Origin of the sequence: Paenibacillus macerans (assembly GCF_050565405.1) — a bacterium.
Lineage (GTDB): Bacteria > Bacillota > Bacilli > Paenibacillales > Paenibacillaceae > Fontibacillus > Fontibacillus macerans_B.
The window spans coordinates 29,136-42,952 of the sequence record NZ_JBNYYG010000024.1 but is presented as its reverse complement, the minus strand read 5'-3'; the positions used below and the strand labels follow the sequence as shown (position 1 = coordinate 42,952).

Here is a 13,817-nt window from a genome sequence, read left to right as displayed (position 1 = left end):
TGCTCCTTGTTGGACGTCAACAACTTCGAGTTTATGAAAATTGGGCTTGCTTCCCCAGATAAAATTCGTTCTTGGTCCCGCGGAGAAGTGAAGAAACCGGAAACGATCAACTACCGTACATTGAAACCGGAAAAGGAAGGGCTGTTTTGCGAGAAAATTTTCGGCCCGACCAAAGACTGGGAATGCCATTGCGGTAAATATAAACGCGTTCGCTATAAAGGCGTCGTCTGCGACCGCTGCGGCGTCGAAGTCACGAGAGCCAAAGTCCGCCGCGAGCGGATGGGACATATCGAACTGGCTGCGCCGGTGTCCCATATTTGGTACTTCAAAGGGATCCCTAGCCGTATGGGCCTTGCGCTCGATATGTCGCCGCGTTCCCTGGAAGAGATCATTTATTTTGCATCTTATGTCGTAACGGATCCGGGTGAAACACCGCTCGAGAAAAAGCAGCTCCTGTCCGAGAAGGAATACCGCAGCTACCGCGAGAAATACGGTTACGGGTTCCAGGCCGGCATGGGCGCGGAAGCCGTGAAAAAGCTGCTGCAGGACATCGATATCGACAAAGAGCTTGATTTCCTGAAAGAAGAGCTGCGAACGGCCCAAGGCCAGCGCCGCAACCGGGCGATCAAACGCCTGGAAGTCATCGAAGCTTTCAAAAGCTCCGGCAACGAGCCGGAGTGGATGATCCTCGACGTGCTCCCGGTCATTCCGCCTGAGCTTCGTCCGATGGTTCAACTCGACGGCGGCCGTTTCGCGACGTCCGACCTGAACGATTTGTACCGCCGCGTCATCAACCGGAACAACCGTTTGAAACGTTTGCTGGATCTCGGCGCGCCGGACATCATCGTGCAAAACGAAAAACGGATGCTGCAGGAAGCCGTTGACGCCTTGATCGACAACGGGCGCCGCGGCCGTCCGGTAACGGGCCCGGGCAACCGTCCGCTCAAATCTTTGAGCCACATGCTCAAAGGTAAACAAGGTCGTTTCCGGCAGAACCTGCTCGGTAAACGGGTTGACTATTCCGGTCGTTCCGTTATCGTCGTAGGTCCGTACCTGAAAATGTATCAATGCGGCCTGCCTAAGGAAATGGCGCTGGAGTTGTTCAAGCCTTTCGTCATGAAAGAGCTGGTCAACAAAGGCCTTGCGCATAACATCAAGAGCGCGAAGCGCAAAGTCGAACGCGTGAGCCCGGAAGTTTGGGACGTGCTCGAAGAAGTCATCAAGGAGCATCCGGTTCTGCTGAACCGTGCGCCTACGCTTCACCGGCTGGGGATCCAGGCTTTTGAACCGATCCTGGTCGAAGGCCGCGCCATTCGTCTTCACCCGCTCGTATGTACGGCGTACAACGCCGACTTCGACGGCGACCAAATGGCCGTACACGTTCCTTTGTCTGCGGAAGCTCAAGCGGAAGCCCGTATTTTGATGCTGGCCTCCGGCAACATCCTGAACCCGAAAGACGGCAAGCCGGTCGTTACGCCTTCGCAGGACATGGTCCTCGGCTCCTACTATCTGACCATGGATAATAAGGAAGCCCAAGGGGCGGGTATGATCCTCAGTTCGGTGAACGAGGCGGTATCGGCTTATCAACGCGGAACGGCTTCGCTTCATGCCCGGGTGGCCATTCCGGCCAAGGCTTTGGGCAAAACCGGCTTTACGGAGGCCCAGCAGAATGCTTTGCTGATTACGACGGTAGGTAAAATTATCTTCAATGAGATTTTCCCGGCCAGCTTCCCGTACATCAACGAAGCGACCCGCGTCAATCTGTTCCAAGGAACGCCGGATCATTACTTTATCCATGATAAAGGTGCCAATGTTCTGGAACGGATCATGGATGCGCCGCAAGCCAGCGGGGTAGGCAAGGAGTATCTCGGCGAAATCATCGGCCGCTGCTTCGAAATCTACCATACGACGGAAACCTCCATTATTTTGGATAGAATCAAGCAGACCGGGTTTACCTACTCGACGCGTGCCGGGGTTAGTATCGCGGTGTCGGACGTTATCGTGCCGCAGGAGAAGCAAGACATCCTGCACGATTCCGACGAGAAAGTCCGCGTAGTTACCAATCAATACCGTCGCGGTTTGATTACGAACGAAGAACGTTATGACCGCGTTATCGATATCTGGTCCAAATGTAAGGACCAAATTACCGAAGTGCTCATGAAATCGATGGACCGTTACAATTCCATCATGCTCATGGTCGACTCCAAGGCACGCGGTAACAAATCGCAGATTACTCAGCTCGGCGGTATGCGGGGGCTGATGGCGAACCCGGCGGGCCGGATCATCGAGCTCCCGATCAAATCGAATTTCCGCGAAGGCCTTACCGTCCTCGAGTACTTCCTGTCGACGCACGGCGCGCGGAAAGGTTTGGCCGATACCGCGCTGCGGACCGCCGACTCCGGTTACCTGACACGGCGTCTCGTCGACGTGGCCCAGGACGTGATCGTCCGCGAGGAAGATTGCGGTACGGATAAAGGCTTCACCGTCAGCGTCATCCAGGACGGCAAAGAGGTCATCGAGGATCTGTACGACCGTATCGAAGGCCGGTATTCGTTCGAAACGATCAAACATCCGCAAACGGGCGAGATCATCATTCATCGCAACGAATTGATCGACTCCGACAAAGCGCATGAAATCGTCAACGCAGGCATCGCCAAGCTGCAAATCCGTTCCGTACTCAGCTGCCGCGCCCGTCATGGCGTCTGCAAGAAGTGCTACGGACGCAACCTGGCAACCGGCAAGCACGTGGAGATCGGCGAAGCGGTCGGCATCATCGCGGCTCAATCGATCGGCGAACCGGGAACCCAGCTCACCATGCGTACGTTCCATACCGGGGGCGTTGCGGGTGACGATATTACCCAAGGTTTGCCGCGGATTCAAGAGCTGTTCGAAGCCCGGAACCCGAAAGGTCAAGCCACGATCAGTGAGATCGACGGCATGATCAAGGAAATCCGCGAAGCGAAGGACCGTCGCGAAATCGAGGTTCAAGGCGAAGCGGAAACGAAGGTTTACTCCGTCACTTACGGTTCCCGTCTGCGCGTCAGCGAAGGCGATGAAATCGAAGCCGGCGACGAGTTGACCGACGGTTCGATCGACCCGAAAGAAATTTTGCGCATCAAAGGGATTCGCGGCGTGCAGAACTACATTTTGCAGGAAGTACAACGCGTATACCGTAACCAGGGCGTAGAAATCAACGACAAGCACGTTGAGGTCATGATTCGTCAGATGCTGCGCAAAATCCGGATCGTGGACGCCGGGGATACGCCTCTTCTGCCAGGTTCTTTCGTAGACTTGCACGAGTATGAGGTTGCCAACAAGGATGCGATTCTGTCGGGCAAAGAACCGGCCGTTGCCAAACCGGTCCTGCTGGGGATTACGAAAGCATCGCTGGAGACCGATTCCTTCCTGTCCGCCGCTTCCTTCCAGGAAACGACGCGGGTGCTTACCGATGCAGCCATCAAAGGCAAAGTGGATAAGCTGCTCGGCTTGAAAGAGAATGTCATTATCGGGAAGCTGATTCCAGCCGGTACGGGCATGAACCGTTACCGCAGCATTCAATTCGAAGAGCCGGAGCAAGATCAGGCTGCAGAAGAGAATCTGGAACCCGTATCCGTCGAATAGACGATAGGTAATCATAACGCCGGCGCGGCCCCGATGGTAAATTGATCCTGACCGGGCCGTGCCGGCGTCTGTTTTTATTGTAGTAACGGGTAGAAATATGCCGTAAAAGCGCGTATAGCAAGCAGTCTCTTGCGATTATCGAATCTTTGAAATTCGCTAAAACATTTGCTTGACATCGGCTATCGCGGAGTGCTACTATATCATAGTGCGTGAGTACGGATAGACCCTGTGCTTTGGAGGACGTTAGTTATGTCTAATGATAAAGGACTGCGGGACGCACCCGTCAAAATCGGTACCAAGCAAACCATGCGAATGGTAGAGCTCGGACGGGCCGAGGAAGTTTATGTGGCTGAGAATGCAGATCCGCGCCTTACATCGAAGATCATTGCCTTATGCAACCAACATGCCGTCAAGGTCACTTACGTGGACACGATGGTCAATCTCGGCAAAGCTTGCGGGATTGAAGTGGGGGCGGCGATGGCTGCGATCGTAAAACCATAGCTGATAGAACTGTTTTTGCTAACGAGAGAAATCTCTTCGGCAAAAACTTTTCCTTTGTTCTTTTATGAACCGCCTGGGTCTGTGGGCTTAATCATGAGGTTTGTAAAGAAACATGAATCTTGAGGAAGGGGGTGGCAACAACATGCCAACTATTAACCAATTAGTACGCAAAGGACGCCAAGATAAGGTGTACAAATCCAAATCGCCAGCGTTGCAAAGAGGGTTTAACGCCCTGAAACGTGAGGCTACGGATTTGAGTTCCCCGCAAAAACGCGGCGTCTGCACTCGCGTAGGTACGATGACTCCGAAGAAACCGAACTCCGCGCTTCGTAAATATGCCCGTGTTCGTTTGACGAACCGTGTAGAGGTGACGGCTTACATTCCGGGTATCGGACATAACCTGCAAGAGCACAGCGTGGTGCTGATTCGCGGCGGCCGGGTCAAAGACCTTCCGGGTGTACGTTACCATATCGTACGCGGAGCTTTGGATACCGCCGGCGTTAACAACCGGATGCAAGCCCGTTCCAAATACGGCGCGAAACGTCCAAAAGCGAAAAAATCCTAAGATCGCCTAAGATGAGCGTTCAAAAAGCCGTCCTGACTTATTGAACAACCGATTCAATGAGAGTTCGAAAAGTCGGCTTTTCAGCACCGAGAAGGTTGGATGAAGCTAGGGACGGAGTAGCGGAGCGTAGATAGTTCTACGTGAGCAACGGAAGGCCCGGCTGAATTCAAGATTCGATGCCGAATAAGCTTCGTGACCTGCTTCGTGATCAAAAGATGACTTATTGAACAACATCTATAGGTTTGAATTATTGCTGAAAGGGGGATAACTAAATGCCACGCAAAGGTCCAGTTACCAAAAGAGACGTGTTGCCGGATCCGGTGTATAACAGCAAGCTTGTTACTCGCTTGATCAACCGCATCATGCTTGACGGCAAACGCGGCGTTGCTCAAAGCATCCTTTACAATGCGTTCAACCTCATTCAAGAACGTACGGGGAATGACCCGATGGAAGTGTTTGAAGCAGCAATCAAGAACATCATGCCTGTACTGGAAGTTAAAGCTCGCCGTGTCGGCGGTGCGAACTACCAGGTTCCAATCGAAGTTAAACCGGAGAGACGTACATCCTTGGGATTACGTTGGCTCGTAAACTACTCCCGCAACCGCGGTGAGAAAACGATGGAAGAGCGTTTGGCTGCCGAGATCATCGACGCATCCAACAACACAGGCGCTTCCGTTAAGAAACGCGAAGATACGCACAAAATGGCGGAAGCGAACAAAGCGTTCGCGCACTACCGTTGGTAGGATAACGCCCGTAATTCAAAACTTCTATTTTGAAGGGAGACAGATTCATGGCAAGAGAGTTCTCCTTGAAAAATACACGTAATATCGGGATCATGGCGCATATTGACGCCGGTAAGACAACCACGACGGAACGGATCTTGTTCTATACAGGCCGTACGCACAAAATCGGGGAAGTTCACGAAGGTGCTGCGACAATGGACTGGATGGAGCAGGAGCAAGAGCGCGGAATCACGATTACGTCCGCTGCGACAACCGCTCAATGGAAAGGTCACCGCGTAAATATCATCGATACCCCGGGACACGTCGACTTCACCGTTGAAGTCGAACGTTCCCTTCGTGTATTGGACGGGGCTGTAGGCGTATTCAGTGCAAAAGAAGGCGTTGAGCCTCAGTCTGAAACCGTTTGGAGACAAGCTGACCGCTATGGCGTTCCTCGGATCGCTTATGTCAACAAAATGGATATTATCGGTGCCGATTACCTGAACGTTGTCAAAGATATGCGCGAGCGTCTGCAAGCGAACGCAGTTGCCATCCAACTGCCGATCGGTGCGGAAAATGACTTTGTCGGCATTATCGACATCGTCGCTCAAAAAGCGTTTATGTACAGAGACGATTTGGGTCAACAAATCGACGAAGTGGAAATTCCGGCGGAATTCACCGCTCAAGTTGAAGAACTTCGTGCGGAACTGGTGGAGAAAGTCGCTGAGCTGGATGAAGAATTGACGATGAAATACCTCGAAGGCGAGGAAATCACCGTTGAGGAATTGAAAGCCGCGCTCCGCAAGGGCGTTGTCGAAGTGAAAATCTTCCCGGTTATCTGCGGATCTTCCTACCGCAACAAAGGGGTTCAGTTGATGCTGGACGCCGTGATCGATTACTTGCCAGCACCAATTGACGTACCAAGCATCCAAGGTCACTTGGAAGACGGTACGGAAGTGGAACGCCACTCTTCCGACGAAGAGCCGTTCTCGGCGCTTGCATTTAAAATCATGACCGACCCTTACGTGGGTAAACTGACGTTCTTCCGCGTATACTCCGGTATTTTGCAATCCGGTTCCTACGTGTTGAATGCAACGAAAGGCAAACGCGAACGGATCGGCCGTATCCTGCAAATGCATGCCAACAGCCGTCAAGAAATCAGCGAAGTATACTCCGGTGACATTGCCGCGGCCGTAGGTTTGAAAGATACAGGTACGGGTGATACACTGTGTGATGAGAAGGCACCGGTTATTCTCGAATCGATGAACTTCCCTGATCCGGTTATCGAAATCGCCGTTGAACCTAAGACGAAAGCCGACCAAGACAAAATGGGCGTTGCTCTCGGCAAGCTGACTGAAGAAGACCCTACGCTTCGTGCTCATACGGATGAAGAAACGGGCCAAACGATCCTTGCGGGTATGGGTGAGCTTCACCTGGATATCATCATCGACCGGATGCGCCGCGAATTCAAAGTCGAAACGAACGTAGGTAAACCTCAGGTTGCTTATCGTGAAACCTTCAAGGCGCCTGCTCGCGTTGAAGGTAAATTCGTTCGTCAGTCCGGCGGCCGTGGTCAATACGGTCATGTCTGGGTGGAATTCGAACCGCTGGAACCAGGTACAGGCAACCAATTCGAGAGCAAAATCGTCGGTGGTTCCGTACCTAGAGAGTATATTGCTCCTGCACAACAAGGTATTGAAGAAGCTATGAAGAATGGCGTACTTGCAGGCTTCCCGCTTGTAGACGTAAAAGCCACGATCGTAGACGGTTCGTACCATGATGTCGACTCCAGTGAAATGGCGTTTAAAATCGCCGGTTCCATGGCGCTTAAAGCTGCCAAGGAGAAATGCCAACCGGTATTGCTTGAGCCGATCATGAAAGTTGAAGTAACGGTTCCGGAAGAATACATGGGTGATGTAATGGGTATGCTGAACTCCCGTCGCGGCAGAATCGAAGGTATGGATTCCCGTGGGGGCGCGCAAATCATTCGTGCCAAGGTACCTCTTTCCGAAATGTTCGGTTACTCGACAACCCTTCGCTCCGGTACGCAAGGACGCGGCGTGTTCTCGATGGAGCTTTCTCATTATGAAGAAGTTCCAAGAAGCATCTCCGAAGAAATCGTATCCAAGAACAAAGGCGGAGAATAATTATTTGTACTTACTGATCGGAAGTAATCCTCTTCCGGTCGGTCAAACATAACAATCCATATTTTAAGGAGGAACTGTTTAAAATGGCAAAGGCTAAATACGAACGTACAAAACCGCATGTTAACATCGGTACGATTGGTCACGTCGACCATGGTAAAACAACTCTGACTGCAGCCATCACGACTGTATTGTCCAAAACATATGGCGGTGCTGCTGTAGCATTCGACCAAATCGACAAAGCTCCAGAAGAACGCGAACGCGGTATCACGATCTCGACGGCTCACGTTGAGTATGAAACGAACAACCGTCACTACGCACACGTTGACTGCCCAGGGCACGCCGACTATGTTAAAAACATGATCACCGGCGCGGCTCAAATGGACGGCGCGATCCTGGTTGTATCCGCAGCTGACGGCCCAATGCCGCAAACTCGCGAACACATCCTGTTGTCCCGTAACGTAGGCGTACCTTACATCGTGGTATTCCTGAACAAATGCGACATGGTTGAAGACGAAGAGTTGCTTGAACTGGTTGAAATGGAAGTTCGCGACCTGCTGAACGAATATGAATTCCCAGGCGACGACACTCCAATCATCCGCGGTTCCGCTCGTGAAGCTCTTCAAAACCCTGAAGGCGAATGGGCTAAGAAAATCGTTGAAATGTTCGAAGTGATCGACGAGTACATTCCGCTTCCAGAACGTCCAATCGACAAACCGTTCTTGATGCCTGTCGAGGACGTATTCTCGATTACAGGTCGCGGTACGGTAGCAACGGGCCGCGTTGAACGCGGTACGGTTAAAGTCGGCGACGAAATCGAAATCGTGGGTATCCACGAAGAAACGAAAAAATCCGTCGTTACCGGCGTAGAAATGTTCCGCAAATTGCTCGATTCCGCTCAAGCGGGCGACAACATCGGCGCATTGCTCCGCGGTGTTGACCGTAAAGAAATCGAACGCGGTCAAGTATTGGCTAAACCGGCTTCCGTTAACCCGCATACTGAGTTTGCCGCTCAAGTATACGTATTGACGAAAGAAGAAGGCGGACGTCATAAACCTTTCTTCACAGGTTACCGTCCACAATTCTATTTCCGTACAACTGACGTAACAGGGATCATCAACCTGCCTGAAGGTACTGAAATGGTTATGCCTGGCGACAACATCGAAGTAACCGTACAACTGATCTCCCCAATCGCGATCGAAGAAGGAACTCGCTTCTCCATTCGTGAAGGCGGCCGTACAGTTGGATCGGGCGCTGTTGTTAAAATCAGCAAATAATAAGGCTTTTGCAGCCTGAATAGAAAGAGCTGTTTCTCGTTTATTGCGGGAAGCAGCTCTTTTTTTGTTGCCGAAAAGGATGGGGAAAACATGATAAACGTGAAGATTTGGTGGCGGCAAACTGTGACAAAGTGGCGAAATGGGCACGGCACCCCCTTATGTTATTGAAAGCCCGCAACAACCATGTTAATATACTAGTATACTACTTGTGAAAACGTTTCCAAACAAGATTTGCAAGCGGTTGAAACCATTTCCAGCCTAGATGAGGAGGGGGATTTCTTTTCATTCATAGTCGAAGGCATTATACTTCGGGAGGAAGAAAATATGAGCTTTAATGACGAGCATTTTCTGTTGAAAGACCGTATCGCCCAGGAACTGTACCACCAGGTGGCCAAGCCGCTGCCTGTCATCGATTACCATTGCCATCTGGATCCCAAAGAGATCGCTGACAACCGCGGATTCTCCAACATGACGGAGCTGTGGTTGGCAGGTGACCATTACAAATGGAGAGCCATGCGCGCTAACGGGGTGCCCGAGGAACAAATCACGGGCAATGCAAGTCCGGAAGAAAAGTTCAGGGCTTGGGCGGAAACGATCGAAGCTTGCATCGGCAATCCGCTTTACCATTGGACGCATTTGGAATTGAAAAAATACTTCGGCATCGAAGAGCCTTTAAGCGCGAGAAATTGGGAACGGGTGTGGACCGCTTGCAACGACCTCCTGCAGAAGCCTGAATTCACGGCAAGAGGTTTGATCGAACAATCGAACGTGGAGATGATCGGCACGACCGATTCCCCGACGGATACGCTCGAGTATCATGAGCAGATGACGGCTATAGCGGATTTTGACACGAAAGTGCTGCCGACATTCCGTCCGGACGAGGCGTTGGATTTTTCGGGCGATACATTTGTGAAATATGTCTCAAAGTTAGAAGCGTGCACGTCTCGTAAAATCGGCAGCTTCAGCGATTTTTTGAAAGCGCTCGAAGACAGAGTAGATTATTTCCATCAAAAAGGCGGGCGGATTTCCGACCACGGTTTAATGCGCATCGAATATGCCGAATCCAGCGAAGCGGAACAGGAGATTTTGTTTCAGAAGAAGCTCGAGGGCCTCCAGCTCACGGCGGAAGAAACCTTGAAATACAAATCAGCTGTTCTGGTAGCGCTTGCCGGGTTTTATAAAAAGAGAGACTGGGCGATGCAGCTTCATTTCGGAGCGATACGCAGCAATAATACGCTTATGCTGGGCAAGTTAGGCCCGAACGCCGGTTACGATTCCATCTATGATCAGGCCGAAGTCGCAGAACCGCTAAACAAACTGTTTGATGCTTTGGAACAACGGGCCGCGCTGCCGAAGACGATCGTCTACAATTTGAATCCGGCGATCAACGATGTCGTGGCTACCGCGATCGGCAATTTTCAAAAGTCCGGGTCGGCCAAATCGTATATTCAATTCGGCGCCGGCTGGTGGTTTAACGACACCAAGCGAGGAATGCTGCGGCAGCTAAACGCTTTGGCGGATCAAGGGTTGTTGATGAATTTCATCGGCATGCTGACGGATTCGCGCAGCTTTATCTCTTACACGAGACATGAGTATTTCCGCCGGATCCTGTGCGATTTGATTGGACAATGGGTTGCCGATGGCGAAATTCCCAACGATCCAGCTCTGCTCGAAACCCTCATTGAGCAGGTTTGCTACAAAAACGCGAAGGCCTATTTTAACTTCTGATCGTCTCTCTGCGATATAGTATGGGAAAAAAAGCACAAATATAAAGAAACCATGGATAAGAGAGGAAGTGTGCAATATGGCAAGGAAGGTCACTATCCCCGTTAGCATCGGATATGGACTTACGGATTTGATGGGTGGAGGCGCTTTTACCATTATCGGGGCCTGGCTGCTCTTTTACTATACCACTTTCGTAGGGCTATCCCCGGTGCAGGCGGCATCGATTGTAGCGATCGCGCGGGTTGTGGATGCGATTGTCAGTTTGTTCATGGGGAGCTTCACCGACCATTTTTACAAAAACCGGCTGGGGAAAAAATTCGGGCGGCGCAAGTTTTTCCTGTTGATCGGTTCGCCGCTGATGGCGGTTTATGTCCTGCTATGGGTCACCGGCATGAACTACTGGTTTTACCTGATCTGCTACCTGTTGTTTGAAATCGTTGCCGCGATGGTGTTGATTCCTTGGGAAACGCTTCCGTCGGAGATGACCAAAGACTTTACGGAAAGAACGAAGCTCTCCACCTGCCGGATGTTCATTTCCGCGTTGGGGACGTTTCTCGCCACGTTTGTGCCGGGGCGCTTGATCAGCTATTTCGGCGAAAACAACGCGCATGCTTACCTCTTGAACGGACTTATCTTTGCTATCCTGTTTGCGGTTTGCGTGTTTATCTCCTACAAGGTGACGTGGGAACGGGATTTGACGCCGGAGATGCAAGCCGAATTGGAACAAAGCCAGGCGAAAAAAACGTTGGGCGAGCAGTTGGCGGCGATTGGCGGTTTGTTTAAAGAGTACGCCTCCACCTTCAGAATCAAAGCGTTCCGTAAGCATCTGGCGATTTATTTGTTGTCGTTTACGGCCAAGGATGTCTACAATACCGTGTTCGTCTTCTTCTGCGTTTATTGCTTAAGCGTGTCGTCATCGCTTGCGGCCAATCTGCTGTCCTTGAGCATCGTAGGTTTGCCGGTCACGCTGCTGGCCGGCTTCGCGATCATCAAGTTCGGCCCGGCCCGGTTGTATACCGTATCTTATTCGACGATGATTGTATGCTTGCTTGGATTTTATGCGGTGTACCTGTACAATCCCAGCTCCAAAATCGCCATTTTATACGTACTCGCGGCGTTATATCAGATGGGGCGAAGCTTGCTGGAATTTACGCCTTGGAACGTGTTTCCGTTCATTCCCGACGTGGACGAGGTGGTGACCCGGCAAAGACGGGAAGGGCTGTTCGCCGCCGTCATGACCTTTGGCCGCAAAACGACGGTAGCCATCGCGACCTTTGTCGTAGGGATCGTGCTCGAAGAGGGCGGCTTCGTCAAAGGACAGGCGCAACAGTCGGCGCAGGCGATTAACACGATTGCTTATACGCTGTTCTTGGGCGCGACGATTCTGCTGGTGTTGGCCTTAATCTTTGCCTTGACTTTCAAATTGAATAAGAAGACGCATGGGATACTGGTGAAGGAGGTTGAACGCCTGAAAGAGACGGGTTCCAAACAAGGCGTGGACCCGGAGACCAAGGCGATTGTCGAAAATCTGACCGGTTACCGGTATGAACAGGTTTGGTCGGCGTCATCCTCCAAAATTTCCTTATAAGAAGAACACTATGACAGAAAGCGGGAATCAAGCATGACGGTGTTGGGAGCAAGTCACGTTAAGACGCAGCCGGAAGCTTTTACTCAAGCGGGAATTCGGCTGCCCGGATTCGATATCGAACGAATTGCCCGGAACACGATGGAAGCGCCGGTGTGGGTGCACTTTGGGGCAGGCAACCTGTTTAAGGGCTACCATTCGGTATTGCAGCAGCGCCTGATTCAGGCGAAAGCCGCGGATAAAGGCATTATCGTCGTCGAAACCTTCGACGAGGAAATCATCGACAAAGTCTACCACCCATACGATAACCTGGGATTACTGGTGGTCATGAAAGCCGATGGAAGTTTGCAGCAAGAAGTGATCGCCAGCGTAGTGGAGAGCATTTATGCCGACAGCGGCAACGCTTCCGCCTGGGAACGGCTGAAGGCGATATTCCGCAATAGCTCTTTGCAGATGGTTACATTTTCTATCACGGAAAAAGGCTATAACCTGAAAGACATGAACGGCGGATTGCGCGAGGCGATTATCCGGGAACTGGAACAGGGCCTGGCACGTCCGGAGCATGCGATGATCAAACTGACGGCGCTGCTGCATGAACGATACCGGAACGGCCGGCAGCCGCTGGCTTTGGTCAGCACGGACAATTTCTCGCATAACGGCGACAAGCTGAAGGAAGCGGTATTGACCGTGGCCGAGCAATGGGCCAAGCGGGGATTTGTTGATGAGGGCTTCATTCCGTATCTGACGGACGAAAGCAAAATCACTTTCCCGTGGAGCATGATCGACAAGATTACGCCGCATCCTTCGGCAAGAGTCCAAGCGCAGCTGCGGGAGGCCGGCTTCGAAAGCGCCGATATCGTGAGAACGCAAAAGAATACGGTGACGGCTCCTTTCGTCAACACCGAAGAATGCGAGTACCTCGTCATTGAGGATTCTTTTCCGAATGGGCGTCCGGCTCTGGAAAAGGCAGGCGTGTACTTTACGCGGCGGGAAATCGTGGATCAGGTTGAGAAAATGAAGGTTTGCACTTGCCTGAATCCGCTGCATACGTCACTGGCGATCTTCGGCTGCTTGCTGGGGTACGCCTCCATTTCGGAGGAAATGAACGATGCGGATCTGCGGGCGCTGGTTACGAAGATCGGCTACGATGAAGGTATGCCGGTGGTTACGAATCCGGGGATTATCGATCCGCTGGAATTCATCCACGAGGTGATCGACAAACGTCTGCCGAATCCGAACATACCGGATACGCCGCAGCGGATTGCCTCGGATACGTCGCAAAAACTGAAGATCCGCTTCGGCGAAACGATCAAGCTCTATGCCGAACGCGAGGATTTGGAAGTGCGGCAGCTGGAGCTGATTCCGCTGACGATCGCCGCCTGGATCAGATACCTGCTTGGGATCGACGATCAAGGGCAAGCATTTGCGATCAGCCCCGATCCGCTGCTAGCGGAACTGCAGCAGCAGCTTGGTGCCTTGCGTTACGGCGAACCCGAATCGGTGGGGAATACGCTTCGCCCGGTCTTGTCCAATGAAACGATTTTTGGCATGGACCTGTATGCGGCAGGATTAGGCGACAAGATCGAACGGCAAGTGCGGGGGCTGGTCAGCGGCGACGGCGCCGTCCGGAATGCGCTGAAAGCACATCTTGCCCTATCGCAAGAAATCAATGGATGA

9 protein-coding genes are annotated in these 13,817 nt (G+C 52.0%); all 9 read left to right on the top strand.

Going from position 1 to position 13,817, the window contains the following annotated elements:
• The first annotated feature begins 6 nt into the window (after positions 1-6).
• The 9 genes from rpoC (at position 7) to ACQ4N8_RS15500 (ending at position 13,817) form a co-directional block, all read left to right on the top strand.
• Entirely contained in the window at positions 7-3,621 is a 3,615-nt protein-coding gene (rpoC, locus tag ACQ4N8_RS15540; protein ID WP_430705276.1) for a DNA-directed RNA polymerase subunit beta', read from the top strand.
• A 249-nt stretch (positions 3,622-3,870) separates the two neighbouring features.
• Positions 3,871-4,122, top strand: a complete 252-nt coding sequence (locus ACQ4N8_RS15535; protein ID WP_430705275.1) for a ribosomal L7Ae/L30e/S12e/Gadd45 family protein — start codon at positions 3,871-3,873, stop codon at positions 4,120-4,122.
• A 142-nt stretch (positions 4,123-4,264) separates the two neighbouring features.
• On the top strand, positions 4,265-4,687 hold the full coding sequence (rpsL, locus tag ACQ4N8_RS15530; protein WP_018753998.1) for a 30S ribosomal protein S12: 423 nt from the start codon (positions 4,265-4,267) through the stop codon (positions 4,685-4,687).
• Between the two features lie 272 nt (positions 4,688-4,959).
• On the top strand, positions 4,960-5,430 hold the full coding sequence (gene rpsG, locus ACQ4N8_RS15525) for a 30S ribosomal protein S7 (RefSeq protein WP_091234482.1): 471 nt from the start codon (positions 4,960-4,962) through the stop codon (positions 5,428-5,430).
• 47 nt (positions 5,431-5,477) lie between these two features.
• Positions 5,478-7,556, top strand: coding sequence for an elongation factor G (fusA, locus tag ACQ4N8_RS15520; RefSeq protein ID WP_430705274.1), 2,079 nt, complete (start codon positions 5,478-5,480; stop codon positions 7,554-7,556).
• A gap of 83 nt (positions 7,557-7,639) precedes the next feature.
• On the top strand, positions 7,640-8,830 hold the full coding sequence (gene tuf, locus ACQ4N8_RS15515; RefSeq protein ID WP_430705273.1) for an elongation factor Tu: 1,191 nt from the start codon (positions 7,640-7,642) through the stop codon (positions 8,828-8,830).
• Between the two features lie 324 nt (positions 8,831-9,154).
• Positions 9,155-10,558, top strand: coding sequence for a glucuronate isomerase (gene uxaC / locus ACQ4N8_RS15510; protein WP_430705272.1), 1,404 nt, complete (start codon positions 9,155-9,157; stop codon positions 10,556-10,558).
• Positions 10,559-10,634: 76 nt separating this feature from the next.
• Positions 10,635-12,143 (top strand): MFS transporter, encoded by a 1,509-nt coding sequence (locus ACQ4N8_RS15505; RefSeq protein WP_430705271.1) that lies wholly within the window; start codon positions 10,635-10,637, stop codon positions 12,141-12,143.
• 33 nt (positions 12,144-12,176) lie between these two features.
• Complete coding sequence (locus ACQ4N8_RS15500; protein ID WP_430705270.1) at positions 12,177-13,817, top strand: mannitol dehydrogenase family protein; 1,641 nt, start codon at positions 12,177-12,179, stop codon at positions 13,815-13,817.

Coding starts and splice junctions, on each gene's coding strand:
- ACQ4N8_RS15500 (WP_430705270.1), top strand. CDS start 12,177: ATGACGGTGTTGGGAGCAAGTCACGTTAAGACGCAGCCGGAAGCTTTT.
- rpsG (WP_091234482.1), top strand. CDS start 4,960: ATGCCACGCAAAGGTCCAGTTACCAAAAGAGACGTGTTGCCGGATCCG.
- fusA (WP_430705274.1), top strand. CDS start 5,478: ATGGCAAGAGAGTTCTCCTTGAAAAATACACGTAATATCGGGATCATG.
- rpsL (WP_018753998.1), top strand. CDS start 4,265: ATGCCAACTATTAACCAATTAGTACGCAAAGGACGCCAAGATAAGGTG.
- tuf (WP_430705273.1), top strand. CDS start 7,640: ATGGCAAAGGCTAAATACGAACGTACAAAACCGCATGTTAACATCGGT.
- uxaC (WP_430705272.1), top strand. CDS start 9,155: ATGAGCTTTAATGACGAGCATTTTCTGTTGAAAGACCGTATCGCCCAG.
- ACQ4N8_RS15505 (WP_430705271.1), top strand. CDS start 10,635: ATGGCAAGGAAGGTCACTATCCCCGTTAGCATCGGATATGGACTTACG.
- ACQ4N8_RS15535 (WP_430705275.1), top strand. CDS start 3,871: ATGTCTAATGATAAAGGACTGCGGGACGCACCCGTCAAAATCGGTACC.